The following is a 19904-nucleotide window of genomic DNA, read 5'->3' as shown; positions in this document are numbered from 1 at the left end:
ATCCATGTGTTCAACATGGATCGAGGAGTAGCCACATCATGGGCAAACGACACCCCAACCTTCCCGCGTGGCAATGGCGCGCGTACCCGGGCAATCATCAGCACCCGACCAATCTGGTGTTGCACCTGATTGCCGTGCCGCTGTTCATCGTGGCGTTTTTGTTGATCGTCTCTGGCGTGTTCAGCCTGAGCCTGGCCAGTGTCGCCATCGGTGTGATTGGCATCGTCGCGGCGCTGGGCTTGCAGCGCCACGGTCACCGCTTGGAGGCGCAAGCCTCCGAGCCATTCAGTGATCGCAAAGACGCGATTTCACGTTTGCTGGTCGAGCAGTTTCTGACTTTTCCACGGTTCTTTCTCAGCGGCGGCTGGTGGCGCGCCTGGCGGGAGCGTCACCGTCGGCATTAAGTCAGGCGAAGATCGTGACGGTCTGCCGACTCATGGCAATCAACTCGCCCTCCGCACTCCACAGTTTCGCGGCGGCATGCCCGTAGCCGTCGGCGGCGTACTCGGTTTCCACGCGGTACTTGCACCAGTCCAGCGTGCTCAATTCACGTAACGGCTGGACGAATTCGATAGTCCAGGTCAGCGTGCTGCCCATGGCCGGCTTCTTCAGATGCGGCAGCAGCGACGGCGGCCATGCGTCGACCAGCGCAAGAATGTGCGCCTCGGTCACTGGCTCTTCTTTTACGTCACCTCGTAAACGCACCCAACCGCCCATGTCCCGCGAAGAATTACCGGTAAACGGCAAACCGCCAATCGTCCAGCGCATCGCCAGGTGGCGCATGAATTCCGGCAACACACCTTTGATGTACGGCAGTTCCTGACATTCGTCCCAGTGCTTCATGTCCGGCGCAGGCTCAGCGGCAATCGCCACTTCCGAAGGACGCGAGGCGCCAAAACTGCCTTGCACCAGCGTGACCACCTGACCGTTCTGCATCGCCCGGCCCAGCACCTGGCTGACGGCTTTGCCTTCACGCAGCACATCCACTTCAAAACTCACCGGGACTTCCGGCTCGACCGGGCCGACGAAGGTGATCGCCAGCGAACGCACTGGTCGATCCGCCGGCACCTTGGCGCGCATGGCTTCGTATTGCAGCGCGGCGACGAGGCCACCAAAACTGGCGCGGCCCTGAGCCCATTCGGCGGGGATCGACAGTTCCGGCTGGCGGCGCACCGCATCGAGCAGATCACAAAAGCGCATGGCAACCTCAGAAACGAAAATGAATGCAGGGATCTTAACCACAGCCGGAGAGCACCGCAGCGTCTATTCCGGTCAAATGCGCTGACAGATCAGACACCATTCCCTGTAGGAGCTGCCGCAGGCTGCGATCTTTTGATGTTGAAAAATCAAGATCAAAAGATCGCAGCCTGCGGCAGCTCCTACAGGGGGTGACGCGGTGTGTTCAGGATTTGAAGCAGGTGCGGCTGAGTTTTTCGAGCACACGATCGGCCTTGGTCTCGGCTTGGATCAAACCTGCCTGCCAGGTGGCGACACACGGTTGCAGATCGGTTTCCAGTTCGGCTTTCGCCAGCCACTGCCAGCAATCGTGCCAATCGCCCAGAGCCCCTTGCGCGGACTTCAAGCGTGGCAGCGCCGCTTCCGGCAGACGATCCAGTTCTGGATACGCCTCGATGCCGTAACGCACACGCTTGATCAACAGACGCAGACGATGGCGATCATGCGCCGGATCATGCAGTGCCTGATCGAGATTCTTCCATTGTTTGCCGAGGCGTTTTTCGATGCGTTTAGCCAGGCCTTTGAGCAAGCCCTGACGCTGAGACGCACGAATAAACCGTGGAAAAGCGTCGAGAATCATCAGCAGCGAGGCCACCTCGGCACTCGCCGCCAGTGCCGGATACGCCTCCGCCATCTGCGCCATGCGCCGTTGCGCCGCCTCGGGTTGATCGTGTTCGAGCAAGTAAGCCGCGAGCACTTCACGATCGCGCCACGGCGTGGTCAATTGACCGACTGCCGAGGCCGCGTCCTCCAGTTGCTCAACCCCGGGCAAGCCGCGCAATGGCCGCAACAGACTGCGCAAGCGGCGCACCGTAGTGCGCAGATCATGCAGCGCCTCAGGATCAGTACGCGCCGTCAGCCGCGCCTGGCAACTGAGCAATCGCACTTCAATGCTCAGGATATGAGCCACCAACCGATCAACCAACGCAGACATCACTTGCTCCTTCAGAACGTCTTGGGGAGGAGTCTGGCGCCTCGTCAGCGCAGCATCCTTGCTTCAGGTCAGCCGCTTAACGGCCGGCGCGGGATTCGCGAATGTAGAAACGCGCCTTCTCGGCCTTGCTCGCGCAACCTTCGAAACCTTCGAATTGCTGCTGGGTTTTGGCCGCCGTCAGCAACGACAACGCTTTGGAATAACTGACGGTGCCGGCAAAGCCTTCGGCCTTGGCCAGATCCAGCTCATGCCACGCCGTGTCGAGCTGGCTGCCGCAACTGTCGCGGTACGCAGTCTTGCCGGCGCAACCGGCCAATGCCAGGGCGATCAAGGGCACACAGATCCAGGCTTTCATCACTTACACCTCAAAAATAGGTCAACAGTCGTGCAGGTAAGACGGTTCGGCGGCGAAAAAGTGCCTTATGCGGCCGTGATTCTGCGGTGGCGAAAAGGATAGCCCCGCGCGGCCATGAAGTATCGAAAAAACGACGCGACCGCGCCGTTGAGCGACCTCGGCGATTGAGCCGCTTGCCCGATGGGTGCATTGTGCAACCTTGTCGGGAGGAAGCTGGATGAAAAAGCGTGTCGCGCTGGTACTGGGCTCCGGTGGCGCCCGGGGCTATGCCCATATCGGAGTCATTGAAGAAATCGAAAAACGCGGTTACGAAATCGCCTGCATTGCCGGTTGTTCGATGGGCGCGGTGGTTGGCGGTATCTACGCCGCCGGCAAACTTGATGAATACCGCAACTGGATCGAAAGCCTCGACTACCTCGACGTGCTGCGCCTGGTCGATGTGAGCTTCCGCCTCGGCGCAATTCGTGGTGAAAAAGTCTTCGGGCAGATCCGCAAAATCGTCGGCGAGATCAATATCGAAGACCTGCGCATCCCCTACACCGCCGTCGCCGCCGACCTCACCAATCAACAGGAAATCTGGTTTCAGGAAGGCTGTCTGCACCAGGCCATGCGCGCTTCGGCGGCGATTCCCAGCCTGTTCACCCCGGTAATGCAAGGCAACCGCATGCTGGTCGATGGCGGCATTCTCAACCCGCTGCCGATCGTGCCGGTGGTGTCCAGCCACTGTGATTTGATCATCGCGGTCAATCTCAACTCGACCAACCAGCGGCATTACAAACTGCCGGTGATCCAGCGTCCGCCGGCGTTTCGCTCACGCTTCGACAGTCTGATCAGTTCGTTGGGCTCGAAGATGCCGTTTCGCCGCACCCAGGCTGAACAGTTGTTGAAGCTGGAACAGGAAGCGTTGCGTGCGGAAGCGGCGGATATCAATCCGTGGCTGGAAGGCGCCGACCCCGACAATCAGCAACCGGCCGCCGCGCCTGAGCGTGAAGGCGCACCGAAATCGGCGACGGGTTCATTCATCATCGATAACGTTGGACCGGCGTCATTGCTGGATCTGATCAACCAGAGTTTCGAGGTGATGCAGACCTCGCTGGCGCAGTACAAGATTGCCGGGTATCCGCCGGATATTTTGATCAACGTACCGAAGCGGGTTTGCCGGTTTTTCGAGTTTTACAAAGCGCCGGAATTGATCGCGCTGGGGCGGGAGATTGCGCGGGATACTATGGATCGGTATGAGAGTGAGCAACAGCAGTAAAGATCAAAAGATCGCAGCCTTCGGCAGCTCCTACAGGAGGACGCATTGCAATGTAGGAGCTGCCGAAGGCTGCGATCTTTTAGCTATCCCACAAACTCCATAAGCCGATACCCAACCCCCGCCTCCGTCACAATAAACCGTGGCCGCGTCGGATCATCCGCCAGTTTCTGCCGCAAATGCCCCACCACGATCCGCAGATAATGACTGTCCTCGGTGTGCGTCGGCCCCCAGATATCCTTGAGCAATTGCTGCTGGGTGATCACCCTTCCCGGATGCCGCGCCAGTTGCGCCAACACTGCGTATTCCTTACGGGTCAGTGCCACTTCAACGCCGTCGAGCAGCACCCGCCGATAGGCCAGATCCACGGTCAGCGGGCCAAAACTCAGCGCTGCCTGTTGCGCCTCCCCCGCCGGCGCCTGACGCAACAACGCCCGCACTCGCGCAAGAAATTCCTGAATGCCGAACGGCTTGGTCACGTAGTCGTTGGCGCCGCCATCCAGTGCCTCGACTTTCTGCCCTTCGCTGGCACGCACCGACAGCACCAGCACTGGCGCCGTGGCCCATTCGCGAAACTCACGGAGCACTTGCTGGCCGTCCATGTCCGGCAGGCCGAGGTCGAGCACCAGCAAGTCCGGTTTGTTCAGCGCCGCTTGCGCCAAGCCCTCGGCGCCAGTGCCAGCCTCGAGCACTTTGTAGCCTTGTGAGGCGAGGCTGATGCGCAGGAATTTGCGGATCTGCGGTTCGTCGTCGATGACCAAAATGGTCGCGGTCTGGCTCATGAATTCACATCAACAGAAAAGATGGGCGAGAGAGTAGCGCAGTCGGCATCAGGCTTCATTGTCCATCCCCGGTTGCGTATGCAACGGCAAGTGCAGGGTCATGCAAGTGCCGCGCCCTTCGATGCCGTCAGCGACGGTGATGCGTCCGCCATGTGCACCGACCATGCCCTGACAGATTGCCAGCCCGAGACCGGTGCCCTGCCCACCGCGATCGCCGCGTGCAGCGGTGTAGAACATGTCGAAAATCTTCGCGCGCTCGTCTTCGGGAATCCCCGGGCCTTCGTCACTGACCGAGAAGAAAATCTCGCTGTCATCGGCGCCAGCACGCAGCTCCAGACGACCGTGATTTGGCGAAAACCGTGCGGCGTTTTCCATCACGTTGACCAACGCCTGCTCGATCAGCGCAGCATGCACGAACAGCAACGGCAACTCGGCCGGCACCTCGGTGCTGACCTGCAACGGCGCCAGCACCGCGCGCAGGCGATTGAGCGAACTGCCGACGATATCCGCCGGCGACACCCAGTCCCGCGCCAGTTTCAGCGCGCCGTGGCCGAGGCGGGTCATGTCGAGCAGATTCTGGATGTAGCGATCAAGACGCTCGGCTTCGTCGCGCGTGCCTTCGAGCAGCTCGCGACGATCCTCCAACGGGATCGCTTCGCCGAGTGCCAACAGGCTGTCGATGCTGCCGCGCATGGCGGTCAGCGGCGTGCGCAAATCATGTGAAACCGAGGCCAGTAGCGCACTGCGCAATTGCTCGGTTTCGCCATGCAGGCGTGCGGCTTCGAGATCGTCGGCCAGTTGCGCGCGGGCCAGTGCCTGCGCCAGCGGCTGGCTCAATGCTGTCAGCAGACGTCGGCGCTGACCGCTCAAGGTCTGGCCTTCTTTGGCGCAAACACCGAGCAGCGCCAGCGGCCCATCCTCGACCGACAACGGCCACCACCACCAACGCCCGAATGGCAACGTGCCGGTGCCCATACCCGCCGGTTGATCGTGTTGCCAGGCCCAATCGGCGGCGGCGCGTTCGGATTCAGTGAATTGCAGCGGCCCGCCGGTCTCGATTTTCCAGCCGCCCTGGCCGTCACGATTGAGCAGGCAGAGTTGCAGATCGCTCCAGCCGTTGAGGTGTTGCGCGGCGGCGCTGACCACGGCTTGACGATCAGTTGCGGCCGTCAGTTTGCGTGACAGATCGAGCAGCTCGGTGGTCTCTTCCTGGGTGTCGCGCAACGCCTGCAATTGTCGACGCTGACGCGCCGCAAGGTTGCCGGTGAGCGCCGCCATCAACAGGAAAAACAACAGGGTCAGCACGTCTTCTTCGCGCTGGATGCTGAAGGAAAAATTCGGCGGAATGAATAAAAAATCGTAGGTCAGAAACGACAGCGCTGCACAGGCCAGCGCCGGGCCGAGGCTGCTGCGCACCGCCACCAGCAACACCGCCGCGAGGAACACGAGCGAGATGTTCGGCAACGGCAACACACTCGACACCGCCCACGCCAAAGCACTGGCCAAAAGCGTGGCGACCAGCGCCAGCGCGTAATCGAACCACACCAGCGTCAGCGGGTTGCGTTGGCGCGGTTGATGCTGTTGGTGATCGCTGTCGAGGACGTTGATTTCCAGACCGTGGGCTTGGCGCAGTAAGCGCGCTGCGAGACCGCCACCGAACAGTCGACGACGCAAACGCGGTCGCGACTGGCCGACCAGCACCAGACTCGCGCGACGTTCGGCGGCATGCTGGATCAGGGTTTTCGCCACCTCACCGGCGCGCAATAAAACCACTTCACCGCCGAGGCGTTCGGCCAACTGCTGAGCGCTTTGCAGACGCAGCCGCGATTGCTCGTCGCGCACGCTGCCGTTGTCGACGTGCACCAGACTCCACGGCAAATGCCGACGCTGCGCGACCCGGCTGGCGTGGCGCACAAGGCGTTCGGCCTGCGCATCGCCATCGACTCCGACCAACAATCTGCCACGCACCGCCGGCGCGGCTTGACCGAGTTGGCGATAACCTTGCGCAAGATCGTTATCGACTTGCGCGGCGGCGGTTTGCATCGCCAGTTCGCGCAATGCAGTGAGGTTGGTCTGGGTGAAAAACGCATCGATCGCCGCACGCGCCTGCTCCGGCACGTAGACCTTGCCTTCGCGCAGACGCTCAAGCAATTCGCGCGGCGGCAGGTCGATCAGCAGCAGTTCGTAGGCTTCTTGCAGCACCCAGTCCGGCAGGGTTTCGCGCACCTGCACACCGGTGATGCCGCGTACCTGATCGTTAAGACTTTCAAGGTGCTGGACGTTGACCGTGGTGAACACGTCGATGCCGGCGGCGAGCAATTCCTGAATGTCTTGCCAGCGTTTGTCGTGGCGACTGCCGGGGGCGTTGCTGTGGGCCAGTTCATCGACCAGCACCAGTTTCGGTTTGGCCGCGAGGATGCCGTCGAGATCCATCTCTTCGAGCATCACGCCACGGTATTCCGAGCGCAGCAGCGGTTGTTGCGGCAAGCCGCCAAGGAGCGCTTCGGTTTCGGCGCGGCCATGGGTTTCGACGACGCCGGCGAGGACTTTTACGCCCTGACGGAGTTGCGTGTGCGCGGCCTGGAGCATGGCGTAGGTTTTGCCGACACCGGGGGCGGCGCCGAGGAAAACCTTGAGCCGGCCCCGGCCGTCGCGGGGCAGGTCTGCTAACAGTGCGTCGGCGCGGCCGGAGTCGCTCATCTGAGGTTGCCTTGTTCAGTTTATCATTGGGGTGAAGCGTTAAAAGATCGCAGCCTGCGGCAGCTCCTACATGGGCCTGTCAATCCGGGACATGATCGGCGGGTGTACGCCGATCCAGTGTAGGAGCTGCCGCAGGCTGCGATCTTTTGATCTACAGCTTTTCCAGTGCCATGTTCAGCTCCAGCACATTGACCACCGGCGGCCCCACCAGCGGCTGTTCGATGTGCGCATCGAGCAGTTGCTGCAAGGTCGCGACCGGCAGGTTGCGCGCTGCCGCGACTCGCGCCAGTTGATAGGCAATTGCCGCCGGAGGCAAGTGCGGATCGAGGCCGCTGCCGGAGGTGGTCAATAGCGCCAACGGCACCGGGCCCTGGCCTGGCACCTGCAATTTGTTGGCGTCGTCGATCACCCGCGTGGCGAGTGCCGGGTTGCTCGGCGCGAGGTTGCTGGCGCTGCTGGAAACCGTGGCGAAGGCGCCGGCGGAAGGACGTGGATGGAACCAGGCATCGCCGACGAAATCCTGAGCGATCAGGGACGAGCCGCGGACTTTGCCGGTGGCATCGTGGACGAGGCTGCCGTTGGCTTGCTCGGGGAAAGCGACCTGGGCGATGCCGGTGACCACCAGCGGGTAAGCGACGCCGGTGACCAGGGTCATCAGCACCAGCAGGCTGAGGGCGGGACGTATCATTGTGGACATTTCAAAATCCTCGAATTCGTTGGGCAAACTTTTTGTGGGGTGTCAGGGGGATCGTTTCCCCCTCACCCCAGCCCTCTCCCCCAAGGGGGCGAGGGGAAAGGGAGCCGATCTTTATTGGACTCAAAACTTGCGTTCAACTCCGAAATCGCAAGTCGGTATACCTCTCAAAAACACCTCGGTCAGTCCCCTCTCCCTCCGGGAGAGGGCTAGGGTGAGGGGCTCTTCCAGCCTCAAACCAAATGCAACGCCGTGAGCAGCATGTCGATCGCCTTGATCCCCACAAACGGCACCAGAATCCCGCCCAATCCATAGATCAACAGATTGCGCCGCAACAACGCCGCCGCACTCGCTGCCTGCACGCGCACACCGCGCAATGCCAACGGAATCAGCACAACGATGATCAATGCGTTAAACACAATCGCCGAGAGAATCGCGCTCTGCGGACTGGTCAACTGCATGATGTTCAGCACGCCCAGTTGCGGATAAATCGAGGCAAACAGCGCTGGCAGAATGGCGAAGTATTTGGCCACGTCGTTGGCGATGGAAAAGGTCGTCAGCGCACCACGGGTCACCAGCAATTCCTTGCCGATCTGCACCACGTCGAGCAGCTTGGTCGGGTCGCTGTCGAGATCGACCATGTTCGCCGCTTCACGCGCCGCTTGTGTGCCGTCGTTCATCGCCATACCAACGTCAGCCTGGGCCAGCGCCGGGGCATCGTTGGCGCCGTCGCCGCACATCGCAACCAGACGACCGTCGTTTTGCTCGTGACGAATACGCGCGAGTTTTTTCTCCGGCGTGGCCTCAGCGAGAACGTCATCGACACCTGCTTCAGCAGCAATTGCGGCAGCGGTCAGCGGGTTGTCGCCGGTGACCATGACGGTGCGAATCCCGAGTTTGCGCAGCTCAGCAAAGCGCTCACGAATCCCTGGTTTAACCACGTCCTTGAGGTGGATCGCACCGAGCAATTTACCGTCCGCGCAAACCAGCAACGGCGTGCCACCGCTCTGCGCGATCTTGTCGATTTCCCGCGCCAGCGCCGGGGCCAGATCCGCGCGTTTCTGACCGAGGAAACTCAGCAGCGAATCCACCGCGCCTTTGCGATACACGCGGCCCTGATAGTCGACGCCGGATAAACGCGTCTCGGCGCTGAACGGCACGCCCGTCAGGGTTTCCGGCGCCGGTTCAGCTTGCGGATGCAGACCGCGCAGGTACTCGACGATCGACTTGCCTTCAGCGGTGTCGTCGGCCAGCGAAGCAAACAGCGCGCCCTCGGCCAACTCACGACCATTCACACCCGGCGCGGCATACACCGCGCTGCAACGACGATTGCCGAAGGTGATGGTGCCGGTCTTGTCGAGCAGCAGCACGTGCACATCGCCCGCCGCTTCCACCGCGCGGCCAGACTTGGCGATGACGTTGAGGCGCACCAGACGATCCATCCCGGCAATACCGATGGCCGACAGCAGACCGCCAATGGTGGTCGGAATCAGTGTGACCAGCAGCGCCACCAGAAACACCAGCGGCAAGCTGCCGTTAGCGAAATGGGCGAACGGTTGCAGGGTCACGACCACCAACAGGAAGATCAACGTCAGGCCGATCAGCAGAATATCCAGCGCCACTTCGTTCGGGGTTTTCTGGCGTTTGGCGCCTTCGACCAGGGCGATCATGCGATCGAGGGTCGACTCGCCCGGGTTGACGGTGATCTTCACCAGCAACCAGTCGGACACCAGTCGGGTGTTGCCGGTGACAGCCGAACGGTCGCCGCCGGACTCACGAATCACTGGCGCCGATTCACCGGTGATCGCTGCTTCGTTGACCGCCGCGATGCCTTCGATGACTTCGCCGTCACCGGGGATCATTTCCCCGGCTTCGACGCGCACCACATCGCCCTTGCGCAGACTCGCCGCCGGCACCACTTGAAAGCTGCCATTGGCCTGTTTGCGCCGAGCGCTGAGGCCTTCGCTGCCGGCCTTGAGGCTGTCGGCGCGGGCCTTGCCGCGACCTTCGGCCAAGGCCTCGGCGAAGTTGGCGAACAGCACGGTGAACCACAGCCACAGCGCGATTTGTGCGGCGACAAAGGTCGGCACGTCGGCATCCGGGAGGAAGCACAGCACGGTGGTGAAAATCGCGGTCAGTTCGACCACCAGCATCACCGGCGAACGCTTCAACTGCCGAGGGTCGAGCTTGACGAAAGCTTGCACCAGCGCCGGACGCCACAGGGCCGAGATCGCGGTTTTCGCTTGTTCCGGCGCCTTGACGGCGGCGGGTTTGATTGCGGGCATATTCATCATTCAGTCCTCAGAAGCCCATGCTCAGGTGTTCGGCGATTGGGCCGAGCGCCAGGGTTGGCAGGAAGGTCAGGCCGCCCACCAGCAAAATGGTCACGGTCAACAGGGTCACGAACAGCGGGCCGTGGGTCGGGAAGCTGTTCTGGCCGATCGGGGCGGTTTTCTTCATCGCTAGACTGCCAGCCAAGGCCAGAACCGGAAGGATGTAACCGAAGCGACCGATCAACATGCCCAGACCCAACATCAAGTTGTGGAACGGCGTGTTCGCGCTGAGGCCACCGAACGCCGAACCGTTGTTGGCACTCGCCGAGGTGTAGGCGTAGAGCAACTGGCTGAAACCGTGCGGGCCGGGGTTGCTGATGGTCGCCGCAGCACTGGGCACCGCTGCGGCAATCGCACCGAGCACCAGCACGCCGACCGGCATCACCAGCAAGGTCACCACCAGCAATTGCACTTCCCGGGCCTGGAGTTTTTTGCCGAGGTATTCCGGGGTTCGGCCGATCATCAAACCGGCGAGGAACACTGCGATCAGTACGTTGAGCAACATGCCGTAGAGCCCGGCACCGACGCCGCCGAAGATCACTTCACCGACCATCATGTTGACCAGCGCGACCATACCGCTGAGTGGGTTGAGGCTGTCGTGCATGCCGTTGACCGAACCGTTCGACGCGGCCGTGGTGGTCACCGACCAGAGCACGGTGGCGGTGGTGCCGAAACGTGCTTCCTTGCCTTCCAGCGGCGCGGTCTGTTCGATGGCGGCGTTGTTCAGGGTCGGGTTCGGTTGGTACTCGGCCCACAACGAGGTCGCGCCGCCGATCAGAAACAGCGCCAGCATGCAGGCGATGATCGCGCGGCTCTGACGCAGGTCTTTGACGTAATGACCGAAGGTGAACACCAGCGCCACCGGGATCAGAATGATCGAGGTGACTTCGAACAGGTTGCTCCACGCGGTCGGGTTCTCGAACGGATGCGCCGAGTTGACACCGAAGAAGCCGCCACCGTTGGTGCCCAGTTGCTTGATCGCAATCTGACTGGCGGCCGGACCCAGCGGAATCACTTGATCAACGCCCTGCATCGTCACCGCATGCACATACTGCGCGAAGGTTTGCGGCACGCCTTGCCAGACCAGATACAACGCCAGCAGCAGGCACAGCGGCAGCAGGCCATAGAGGGTGGCGCGGGTCATGTCGACCCAGAAGTTGCCGAGGGTTTTCGTCGATTTGCGACCGATGCCACGGCACAGCGCGACCAGTACGGCGAGGCCGGTGGCGGCGCTGACGAAGTTCTGCACGGTGAGGCCGACCATCTGGCTCAGGTAGCTGAGGGTCGCTTCGCCGCTGTAGGACTGCCAGTTGGTGTTGGTCATGAAACTGATCGCGGTGTTGAACGCCTGCGTCCATTCCTGGCCCGGCAGGTTCTGTGGGTTCAGCGGCAAGTGATCCTGGAACAACAGAATCGCGAACAGCAGCAGGAAACCGGCAAGGTTGAACGCCAGCAGCGCCAGCGTGTACTTCTGCCAGCTCTGTTCAGCCTCGGGATCGACACCCGCAACGCGATAGCAACCGCGCTCGACCGGGCCAAGAATCGGCGTCAGCCAGGTGCGCTGACCTTCCATCACTTTGTAGTAGAAGCGCCCGAGGAACGGCGCCGGCAGCAAGACCAACGCAAAAAACGCGAGGATCAGCCAATAGTCATAACTGTGCATAGCCGCTCCTAGTTCCGATCCGCGCGCAACAGCGCAACCAACAGATAAATGAACAGCCCCACTGCCAGTAGCAGTGACACCCCGTCCAGAACGCTCATGGAAGATCTCCGTGTTACGGCGTATTGCCGCGTGTGGGGTGATTGTCGGAAAGGAGGGTGTAAAGGAACGAGACCGAGGGGGTTGGCTGGGCATAAAGAAAGCGTAAAGAGTGGGTTTATGCGGGCGTTACAGCAGGCATTTGCGTCATCAGGCCAGGCCTCTTCGCGAGCAAGCTCGCTCCCACATTTTGAAATGCGCGCGTCCAGACACCGCTGAAACCTGTGGGAGCGAGCTTGCTCGCGAAAACGGCATAACAGGCACCACTGCACCCAACTGGCGCACAAATACGGGCCATCCAGCTGCGAACATCCCCGATACGACCCCATTCAACTTATTACGACTTGTTTCACCGCAATGGCACGCCCACTGCACGCGCCCTCCCCCGAGCTTTCCAAACCGTTCAGGGAGCAAGCGCATGAACACACAACTCAAACCCACGCTGGGCACGTTGCACCTGTGGGGCATCGCCGTCGGCCTGGTGATTTCCGGGGAATATTTCGGCTGGAGTTACGGCTGGGGCGTCGCTGGCACGCTGGGTTTTCTGGTGACTTCGTTCATGGTCGCGACCATGTACACCTGCTTTATCTTCAGCTTCACCGAACTGACCACCGCGATTCCCCATGCTGGCGGGCCGTTTGCCTACAGCCGTCGAGCCTTCGGTGAGAAAGGTGGGCTGATCGCAGGGTTGGCGACGCTGATCGAATTCGTCTTCGCGCCACCGGCGATTGCGCTGGCCATCGGCGCTTATTTGAATGTGCAGTTTCCGGCGCTTGATCCGAAACACGCAGCAGTCGGCGCGTATATCGTCTTTATGGGCTTAAACATTCTCGGGGTGAAACTGGCGGCGACGTTTGAATTGATCGTCTGCGTGCTGGCCGTCGCCGAATTGCTGGTGTTCATGGGCGTGGTCGCGCCGGCCTTCAGCTTCAGCAACTTCGCTCTAAATGGCTGGGCCGGTTCAGACGTATTCGGTGCGCCAGCGATTGCCGGCATGTTCGCGGCGATTCCGTTTGCGATCTGGTTTTTCCTCGCCATCGAAGGCGCGGCGATGGCCGCCGAAGAAGCCAAGGATCCGAAACGCACGATTCCCAAGGCCTATATCAGCGGCATTCTGACTTTGGTTTTATTGGCGATGGGCGTGATGTTCTTTGCTGGCGGCGTCGGTGACTGGCGCACCTTGGCCAACATCAACGACCCACTGCCGCAAGCCATGAAAACCGTGGTCGGCGACAATTCGGGCTGGCTGCACATGCTGGTCTGGATCGGCCTGTTCGGGCTGGTGGCGAGTTTCCACGGGATCATCCTCGGCTACTCGCGGCAGTTCTTCGCACTCGCCCGCGCCGGCTACCTGCCCGCTTCGCTGGCAAAACTCTCGCGCTTCCAGACGCCGCACCGCGCGATCATTGTCGGCGGCATCATCGGCATCGCGGCGATCTACAGCGACGGCCTGATCAACCTCGGCGGCATGACCCTCACCGCCGCGATGATCACCATGGCCGTATTCGGCGCGATCGTGATGTACATCATGAGCATGCTCAGCCTGTTCAAACTGCGCAAATCGGAGCCGAACCTGGAGCGTACTTTCCGCGCGCCGTGCTATCCGCTGATCCCGATGATCGCGCTGGTTTTGGCGGTGGTGTGCCTGGTGGCGATGGCGTGGTTCAACGCGTTGATCGGGCTGATTTTCCTCGGCTTCATGGCCGTGGGCTTCGGCTACTTCCTGCTCACCGGCCAGTTGCGCGCCAATGCGCCGGCCGACGCCATGCTCACGGGCCAATAAGTCCCCTGTAGGAGCTGCGGCACGCTGCGATCTTTTGACTTTGCTTGTTAAAAACAAAAGATCAACAGATCGCAGCCTTCGGCAGCTCCTACAGGGAATTAAGGTGCTGCGGGGATATCAGGCCTAGAATGGAACCACTGCGAAGTCGCTTCGCTCAAAAGTGGTAAGCAGCGTCGCACGGCGAAATCCTCGTCGATCGATCTGCCATTAAGGAGAGCCGTTATGCCCTGGTATGCCTGGTTGATTCTGGTCGTTGCAATCGGCTCGATCGTTGGCGGTTTGATGATGTTGCGAGACACCGCCAACAAGGTCGAACTGACTGATGAAGAACGCAAACGCGTGGCTGCACGCAACGCCGAAGCGGACGCCAAAGAAGCGCAAGACCGCTGAACCAGACCCCGCCCAATCGGCGGGGTTTGTGTTTTTTACACGCTTTGGACTTATCTGCATGCTTTTTAGAAGTAGAAGTACAGTCACCATTTAATTTTGTGTGGTTAAGATGGGGGCATTGTTGCGGAGAGAGTTTCAGATGCGTTACTCGCAGGACCATAAAGCCCAGACCCATCAGCGCATCATCAAGGAAGCCTCGGCACGATTTCGCAAGGACGGAATCGGCGCCACAGGCTTGCAACCCTTGATGAAGGCACTGGGGTTGACCCACGGTGGCTTCTACTCGCACTTCAAATCCAAGGACGAATTGGTGGAGAAGGCCCTGCAAGAAGCCGGCGCTCAGCTCGATGCGCACTGCGCCATGTTGTTTTCTGAAGAGCAACCTCTGGAAGCCTTCATCGACAGTTACCTGTCCGAATGGCACTACACCTCGCCCCATGAAGGCTGCCCGTTACCGACCATGTCTTCGGAGCTCGGTTTGCGCGGACAGCCAAGCCCGACCACCGACGCTGTGCTTAATGCGCGACTCGAGCAAGTGCAGAACACCCTCGGTGGCGAGAGTGCCGCTGATCGCAGCATCGTGATCATGGCCACTCTGTTGGGAGCGCTGGTACTCGCGCGCAGCGTCGAAGATCCGGAGCTGGCCCAGCGCATCCTCGGCGTTACGCGCGCGCATCTGAAAAATCAGCAGGACTAGTCTTTCCAGCGTTTGAACAACACGCTGGCATTGACCCCACCGAAGCCGAAGCCGTTGGACAATGCATATTCGATTGGCATCGAACGTGCCTTGCCGTGCACGATGTCCACGCCTTCACTCGCCGGATCCGGATTTTCAAAATTGAGCGTCGGCGGCACCACCTGATCACGAATCGCCAACAGCGTGAAGATCGCCTCCAGCCCACCTGCCGCACCGAGTAGATGTCCGGTTGCCGATTTCGTCGACGTTACGGCGATTTTGTTTTCTGTACCGAACACACTTTTGATCGCCGCCAACTCGCCCAGATCCCCGACCGGCGTTGAAGTGGCGTGGGCGTTGAGATGCTGCACCTCAGCGGCTTTAATGCCGGCCTGAGCCAGTGCCAGTTCCATCGCCCGTCGCGCACCGCTACCGTCTTCAGGCCCGGCAGTCAGGTGATACGCATCAGCGCTGGTACCGTAACCGACCAATTCGGCCAGCGGTTTTGCCCCGCGCGCAAGCGCATGCTCCAGTGACTCAATGACCAGCAACCCAGCGCCCTCGCCCATCACAAAACCGTCACGACCACTGTCGAATGGACGCGAGGCACGTTCCGGCGTGTCGTTGTAGCCGCTGGACAGGGCTCGGGCTGCCGCAAAACCAGCGAGGCTGACCCGATCAATCGCCGCCTCCGCCCCGCCGCACACAGCAATGTCCGCTTCGCCGACTCGAATCAATCTGGCCGCATCGCCGATTGCCTGAACGCCAGCGGCACATGCCGTTACCGGTGCACCCAAGGGGCCTTTCAAACCATGCTGGATCGACACATGACCCGCCGCCAGATTCACCAGAAATGACGGAATGGTGAACGGCGACAAACGTCGTGGGCCACGGCTGTCCGTGGTGCGCACTGCATCGGCGATCGCACCGAAGCCACCTACTCCGGAACCGATGATCGTCGCCGTGCGTTCCTGATCCGCAGCGTCGGTCGGATGCCATCCTGCCTGCTCCAATGCCTGCCGCGCCGCCTCCATGGCGAACAGAATGAAGCGATCCATTTTCTTCTGTTCTTTCGGTGGCGTGGCGCGATCGGGATCGAAACCGCCTTCGGCGTCCTCCGCCAGCGTTGGCACTATGCCGCCGACGCGGGTGGGCAAATCAGCGCTCACCGCTTCCGGTAGAGTGCGCAAACCAGATCGCGCGCCCAGTAACCGCTGCCAAACGACTTCGACATCACTGCCCAAAGGCGAAACCAGACCCATCCCGGTAACTACAATTCGACGCTGATTCATACCGCGCTTTCCTCTGACCAACTTGCAAGGGACTTACTTATAACGACTGGCCGCAGCACTGCGGGACAGGTTCGGCGCCATGACATGCCGGGCCGCAACGAAGGCTTGCCATTCGCCCGCATCAGGCAGGGAAGGAATGGTGATCAATTCGCCCTGATCGAGACCGGCCAGCGCGGCGTCGACCATCTCGCCCGCGTCCATGACCATTTCTGCAGGAATGCCGCTGGCATCGATTCCGGAACGTTCCCAGATTTCGGTACGGGTCACGCCAGGCAGCACGGCTTGAATCTTGACGCCCGTGCCGTCGAGTTCGGCATGCAGCGATTGAGTCAGGCTCAACACATAAGCCTTGCTCGCACTGTACGTGGCGTTGAAACGCTCGGGGAACAGCGCCACTACTGAGGCGATATTAATAATCGTGCCGCGTCCGGCTTTGGCAAAACTCGCTGCCGCAGCCGAAGCCAAACGAGTCACTGTGGTGACGTTAAGCTGAATCAGACGCTCGAGCTTATCCATATCGGCATTGGCCAACAGACCATCAGCGGCAACCCCGGCATTGTTCACCAACAGGCTGATGCTTGAGTCGCTGCGCAGGCGCTGCTCAAGTTTGAGCACATCATCCTTTTGCGTCAGATCCGCTTTGAGCACTTCAACCTGAATGCCGTGGGCCTCGCGCAAATGGCTCGCGGTGGTTTCCAAACGCTCCTTGTCACGAGCCACCAGCAGCAAATCGAACCCGCGGGTAGCCAACCTTTCTGCGTAAATCGCACCAATGCCGGACGATGCGCCGGTGACGAGAGCGGTACCTTGGGGCTTAACAGCATTCATGACGGTGCTCCTGAAATTCACAAAGGGAAAAAGGGTCTCGATCATTGATCGCGAAATTATTATAGGCATAATTTAAACGCAATATGATAGCCGTAATTTTTAGCTGTCCGACGAACGCTCGCGAAATCCCCTGCTGGATCTGCCCGCCAGAAAACAGAAAGGCCGGTCAATGACCGGCCCCTTGGCGTTGAACAATCAGCTTAGTTCACTTCCAGCTTTTCACGATTACGATCAAGAATCGCTTTGCCGATGCCTTTCACTTCGAGCAACTCATCAATCGATGCAAACGGGCCATTTGTTTCACGGTAAGTAACAATAGCTTTAGCCTTGGCTTCGCCGACGCCGGACAGCTCCTTCTGCAGCGTCGCCGCATCAGCGTCATTGAGATTGAGTTTTGGATGCGCTGCCGATGCTGACACCTCAACTGAGTGAGGCGCTATTGAAGACTCTGTAGGCGTCGCAGGCGCCGCAACTGCGGCGATCGAGACGCTGGCAAACAGAGCAAAAATCAAAGATAGAAGTAACCGGTACGCATAGTTGAAGCTCCATGACATCGAATTGAGAAGCAGCTTTTTCCAAGCTGCTCTTCAACCCTAGGTCATGGTGAGTACATGTCAAAAATGCGAGCGTTACAGGATGTGAAACAATCAGGGCTCGAGGCGGCGTTGCTGGTAGATCCAGTCAACGATCTCGCCGTCGGGGGTGTAGCCGCTGACGGTTTCACGCAGCAACAGGCGAACTCGGGAATAGTCGTCCTTCTCGACAGCAACCAACAGCTCGCTCAAGCGCCCCTTCAAAACATCCCAAGGCAAATGATCTTCGCTGGCCGTCATGATCATCGGGTGTGAGGTCGCCGCAACGTTATCGCCGATCAGGAGTTCTTCGTAGAGCTTTTCACCAGGGCGCAAGCCAGTGAACTCGATAGACAAATCGCCCTGGGGATTGCGCTCCGAGCGGATGCTCAAACCGGACAGATGAATCATTTTTTCCGCGAGCTCGACAATTTTCACCGGCTCGCCCATGTCCAGCACGAACACGTCGCCCCCCTGCCCCATTGAACCGGCTTGAATAACCAGTTGCGCGGCCTCTGGAATGGTCATGAAATACCGCGTGATTTTCGGATGGGTAACTGTCAGAGGCCCGCCAGATTTAATCTGGCTGTGAAATAACGGAATGACCGAGCCGGAGGAACCCAACACATTCCCAAAACGCACCATGGTAAAACGGGTTTTATTGACCCGGGATACATTGGCCTTGTCGCCAAACAGTACCGGGGCGATTTCACGACTGAGCGCTTGAAGCGTCAGTTCCGCGAGACGCTTGGTGCTACCCATTACATTGGTAGGACGCACGGCTTTATCGGTGGAAATCAGCACGAAGTTGGCCACACCCGACTGCAAGGCAGCTTGGGCGGTGTTCAACGTACCGATAACATTGTTGAGCACACCTTCAGCGATATTGTGCTCGACCATCGGCACATGTTTGTAAGCAGCCGCGTGATAAACGGTATCTACCCGCCAGATCCTCATCACATCCAGCAGTTTGTGCGGATGACGAATTGAACCGAGAATCGGCAGCAACTTGACCGACACCGACTCACGACAGCCGCGCTGCTCCAATTCCGACAGGATGCTGTAAAGGTTGAACTCACTGTGCTCAAACAGTAAAAGCGTGGTCGGACCAAGTGAGAATATCTGCCGGCACAGCTCCGAACCGATCGACCCGCCAGCACCAGTGACCATCACTGTCTTACCTTTGATACAGCGCTCAAGCAAATCGGCCTGGGCTGGCACAGCATCACGACCCAGCAAATCAGCGATATCTACTTCCTGAATGTCTTCGACTTTTACGCGGCCGCTGGCCAGGTCAGTGAAGTTCGGGACGCTTCGTATGTGAAGCGGATAACCCTCTAGCAAATTGAGAATTTCCCGGCGTCGTGCGCGGGTAGATGACGGCAACGCAAGGAGAATTTCCTGGGCGCCGGTGACGTCGATCATCTGCTGAATGTGTTTGGGTTTGTATACCTGGAGACCTGAGATAGAGCGATCGGCAATGCTGGAATCGTCGTCGATGAATGCGACTGGGCGCATGACTCGCCCCATGCGCAGCGCCGCGACCAATTGATTGCCCGCCACCCCAGCACCATAGATAGCAACTTTCGTGAGGCCGTCATCGCGGCTGGTAAACGGAACATGCTGGGCGGCGGTGAACCAGTCGCCCATAAAGTATTGGCGCATGCACAGGCGCAGACCACCAATGATGACGAGACTAAGCCACCAGTAGTTGAAGATGATGGAGCGTGGGACGACGGTCTGGTGGTTGCTGTACCAATAAACAACAACCGCCAGGATCAGCGACGAAAGACTGACAGCCTTAATGATGGCTATCAGGGCATCGTTACCAAAATAGCGCATGACCGCTCGGTACATGCCGAAGCGGATGAACAAGGGAATGGCTACAACCGGCGCGCAGGCGAAAAGCCAGAAATGGACCTTCAAGGGGTTGTACATGTCGTCGATGCCGAGGCGGACGATGAAAGCTAGCCAAAGTGCCACCCACACCAAGACAACGTCGGTTGCGACCTGAATCAGTCGCTTTTTCCGGCGAGGAAGACCAACCAAAAAAACTCTGAGTTTATCCGTAACGTCATCGAACACTATTCCCGCTCCCTCTCCCGGACGTTGTTACAGTGTACCTGCGCGAGCTACTTCGATCACATGGAAATGCCAGCCTCACCCAACAACACGAATAATTTCAAATTAATACAACGCAAGGCGAATGCCAAAATTTCATTCACGAGCATCAGTGGGCATCCTGTTGTCGCTTGAAAGCCATTGGCCTCAGCAGCATGCGTATCAAGACCCTCACCACCTGATCCTTTGTGCGC

17 protein-coding genes and 1 pseudogene are annotated in these 19904 nt (G+C 59.8%); 5 read left to right on the top strand and 13 right to left on the bottom strand.

All coding sequences use genetic code 11. From position 1 onward, the window contains the following. The first annotated feature begins 38 nt into the window (after positions 1-38). Positions 39-404, top strand: coding sequence for an Mpo1-like protein (locus tag ACIOMO_RS14600; RefSeq protein WP_053122382.1), 366 nt, complete (start codon positions 39-41; stop codon positions 402-404). Between the two features lies 1 nt (position 405). Here the strand turns inward: ACIOMO_RS14600 and ACIOMO_RS14595 are convergent, their stop codons facing one another. The 3 genes from ACIOMO_RS14595 to ACIOMO_RS14585 form a co-directional block, all read right to left on the bottom strand. Then, the gene (locus ACIOMO_RS14595) at positions 406-1200 is read right to left on the bottom strand and encodes an acyl-CoA thioesterase II (protein ID WP_053122383.1); all 795 of its coding nucleotides are present in this window, start codon (positions 1198-1200) and stop codon (positions 406-408) included. Positions 1201-1402: 202 nt separating this feature from the next. Then, positions 1403-2170: a CHAD domain-containing protein gene (locus tag ACIOMO_RS14590; protein ID WP_282352601.1), complete on the bottom strand. Its 768-nt coding sequence runs from the start codon at positions 2168-2170 to the stop codon at positions 1403-1405. A gap of 76 nt (positions 2171-2246) precedes the next feature. Further along, positions 2247-2525 carry a hypothetical protein gene (locus tag ACIOMO_RS14585; RefSeq protein ID WP_053122404.1) on the bottom strand — a complete coding sequence of 93 codons (279 nt, stop codon included), beginning with the start codon at positions 2523-2525 and terminating at the stop codon, positions 2247-2249. Between the two features lie 217 nt (positions 2526-2742). On the opposite strand from ACIOMO_RS14585, the gene ACIOMO_RS14580 reads away from it, so the two are divergent. Next, positions 2743-3783, top strand: coding sequence for a patatin-like phospholipase family protein (locus ACIOMO_RS14580; protein WP_159811562.1), 1041 nt, complete (start codon positions 2743-2745; stop codon positions 3781-3783). 83 nt (positions 3784-3866) lie between these two features. Here ACIOMO_RS14580 and ACIOMO_RS14575 read toward each other — a convergent pair whose 3' ends face one another. The 6 genes from ACIOMO_RS14575 to kdpF all read right to left on the bottom strand — a co-directional run bounded on the left by ACIOMO_RS14575 (position 3867) and on the right by kdpF (position 12050). Then, positions 3867-4562, bottom strand: coding sequence for a response regulator (locus ACIOMO_RS14575; RefSeq protein ID WP_053122408.1), 696 nt, complete (start codon positions 4560-4562; stop codon positions 3867-3869). 48 nt (positions 4563-4610) lie between these two features. Then, positions 4611-7262: a DUF4118 domain-containing protein gene (locus tag ACIOMO_RS14570; protein WP_401241546.1), complete on the bottom strand. Its 2652-nt coding sequence runs from the start codon at positions 7260-7262 to the stop codon at positions 4611-4613. Between the two features lie 151 nt (positions 7263-7413). Continuing rightward, complete coding sequence (kdpC, locus tag ACIOMO_RS14565) at positions 7414-7959, bottom strand: potassium-transporting ATPase subunit KdpC (protein ID WP_401241543.1); 546 nt, start codon at positions 7957-7959, stop codon at positions 7414-7416. A gap of 230 nt (positions 7960-8189) precedes the next feature. Next, positions 8190-10247, bottom strand: a complete 2058-nt coding sequence (kdpB, locus tag ACIOMO_RS14560; protein ID WP_212543727.1) for a potassium-transporting ATPase subunit KdpB — start codon at positions 10245-10247, stop codon at positions 8190-8192. Between the two features lie 10 nt (positions 10248-10257). Further along, positions 10258-11952, bottom strand: a complete 1695-nt coding sequence (gene kdpA / locus ACIOMO_RS14555; protein WP_401241540.1) for a potassium-transporting ATPase subunit KdpA — start codon at positions 11950-11952, stop codon at positions 10258-10260. 8 nt (positions 11953-11960) lie between these two features. Beyond that, complete coding sequence (gene kdpF / locus ACIOMO_RS14550; RefSeq protein WP_007899818.1) at positions 11961-12050, bottom strand: K(+)-transporting ATPase subunit F; 90 nt, start codon at positions 12048-12050, stop codon at positions 11961-11963. Between the two features lie 416 nt (positions 12051-12466). On the opposite strand from kdpF, the gene eat reads away from it, so the two are divergent. The 3 genes from eat (at position 12467) to ACIOMO_RS14535 (ending at position 14918) form a co-directional block, all read left to right on the top strand. Continuing rightward, positions 12467-13831: an ethanolamine permease gene (gene eat, locus ACIOMO_RS14545; RefSeq protein WP_053122419.1), complete on the top strand. Its 1365-nt coding sequence runs from the start codon at positions 12467-12469 to the stop codon at positions 13829-13831. Positions 13832-14053: 222 nt separating this feature from the next. Beyond that, the gene (locus ACIOMO_RS14540) at positions 14054-14221 is read left to right on the top strand and encodes a DUF2897 family protein (protein ID WP_080896048.1); all 168 of its coding nucleotides are present in this window, start codon (positions 14054-14056) and stop codon (positions 14219-14221) included. 139 nt (positions 14222-14360) lie between these two features. After that, on the top strand, positions 14361-14918 hold the full coding sequence (locus ACIOMO_RS14535; protein ID WP_212543728.1) for a TetR/AcrR family transcriptional regulator: 558 nt from the start codon (positions 14361-14363) through the stop codon (positions 14916-14918). On the opposite strand, the gene fabF is transcribed toward ACIOMO_RS14535, so the two are convergent. The 4 genes and pseudogenes from fabF to ACIOMO_RS14515 form a co-directional block, all read right to left on the bottom strand. Then, entirely contained in the window at positions 14915-16189 is a 1275-nt protein-coding gene (gene fabF / locus ACIOMO_RS14530) for a beta-ketoacyl-ACP synthase II (RefSeq protein ID WP_401241536.1), read from the bottom strand. The two genes, ACIOMO_RS14535 and fabF, sit on opposite strands and share 4 nt — an antisense overlap. A 33-nt stretch (positions 16190-16222) precedes the next feature. After that, positions 16223-17017: an SDR family NAD(P)-dependent oxidoreductase gene (locus ACIOMO_RS14525; protein ID WP_400648852.1), complete on the bottom strand. Its 795-nt coding sequence runs from the start codon at positions 17015-17017 to the stop codon at positions 16223-16225. Positions 17018-17217: 200 nt separating this feature from the next. Beyond that, positions 17218-17552 (bottom strand): annotated as a pseudogene (locus ACIOMO_RS14520) (ComEA family DNA-binding protein). A 112-nt stretch (positions 17553-17664) separates the two neighbouring features. Beyond that, positions 17665-19527, bottom strand: a complete 1863-nt coding sequence (locus tag ACIOMO_RS14515) for a polysaccharide biosynthesis protein (RefSeq protein ID WP_401241709.1) — start codon at positions 19525-19527, stop codon at positions 17665-17667. Positions 19528-19904 lie beyond the last annotated feature (377 nt).

The sequence above is a fragment of the Pseudomonas sp. NPDC087804 genome, assembly GCF_044742965.1.
Taxonomy (GTDB): domain Bacteria; phylum Pseudomonadota; class Gammaproteobacteria; order Pseudomonadales; family Pseudomonadaceae; genus Aquipseudomonas; species Aquipseudomonas rustica.
Note: the sequence above shows the minus strand (reverse complement) of the source record. Positions and strands in the feature narration are given on the sequence as shown.

Excerpts from the sequence above, each read along its gene's own strand:
- ACIOMO_RS14600 (WP_053122382.1), top strand. The coding sequence starts at position 39 with ATGGGCAAACGACACCCCAACCTTCCCGCGTGGCAATGGCGCGCGTAC.
- ACIOMO_RS14595 (WP_053122383.1), bottom strand. The coding sequence starts at position 1,200 with ATGCGCTTTTGTGATCTGCTCGATGCGGTGCGCCGCCAGCCGGAACTG.
- ACIOMO_RS14590 (WP_282352601.1), bottom strand. The coding sequence starts at position 2,170 with ATGTCTGCGTTGGTTGATCGGTTGGTGGCTCATATCCTGAGCATTGAA.
- ACIOMO_RS14585 (WP_053122404.1), bottom strand. The coding sequence starts at position 2,525 with ATGAAAGCCTGGATCTGTGTGCCCTTGATCGCCCTGGCATTGGCCGGT.
- ACIOMO_RS14580 (WP_159811562.1), top strand. The coding sequence starts at position 2,743 with ATGAAAAAGCGTGTCGCGCTGGTACTGGGCTCCGGTGGCGCCCGGGGC.
- ACIOMO_RS14575 (WP_053122408.1), bottom strand. The coding sequence starts at position 4,562 with ATGAGCCAGACCGCGACCATTTTGGTCATCGACGACGAACCGCAGATC.
- ACIOMO_RS14570 (WP_401241546.1), bottom strand. The coding sequence starts at position 7,262 with ATGAGCGACTCCGGCCGCGCCGACGCACTGTTAGCAGACCTGCCCCGC.
- kdpC (WP_401241543.1), bottom strand. The coding sequence starts at position 7,959 with ATGTCCACAATGATACGTCCCGCCCTCAGCCTGCTGGTGCTGATGACC.
- kdpB (WP_212543727.1), bottom strand. The coding sequence starts at position 10,247 with ATGAATATGCCCGCAATCAAACCCGCCGCCGTCAAGGCGCCGGAACAA.
- kdpA (WP_401241540.1), bottom strand. The coding sequence starts at position 11,952 with ATGCACAGTTATGACTATTGGCTGATCCTCGCGTTTTTTGCGTTGGTC.
- kdpF (WP_007899818.1), bottom strand. The coding sequence starts at position 12,050 with ATGAGCGTTCTGGACGGGGTGTCACTGCTACTGGCAGTGGGGCTGTTC.
- eat (WP_053122419.1), top strand. The coding sequence starts at position 12,467 with ATGAACACACAACTCAAACCCACGCTGGGCACGTTGCACCTGTGGGGC.
- ACIOMO_RS14540 (WP_080896048.1), top strand. The coding sequence starts at position 14,054 with ATGCCCTGGTATGCCTGGTTGATTCTGGTCGTTGCAATCGGCTCGATC.
- ACIOMO_RS14535 (WP_212543728.1), top strand. The coding sequence starts at position 14,361 with ATGCGTTACTCGCAGGACCATAAAGCCCAGACCCATCAGCGCATCATC.
- fabF (WP_401241536.1), bottom strand. The coding sequence starts at position 16,189 with ATGAATCAGCGTCGAATTGTAGTTACCGGGATGGGTCTGGTTTCGCCT.
- ACIOMO_RS14525 (WP_400648852.1), bottom strand. The coding sequence starts at position 17,017 with ATGAATGCTGTTAAGCCCCAAGGTACCGCTCTCGTCACCGGCGCATCG.
- ACIOMO_RS14515 (WP_401241709.1), bottom strand. The coding sequence starts at position 19,527 with ATGTACAACCCCTTGAAGGTCCATTTCTGGCTTTTCGCCTGCGCGCCG.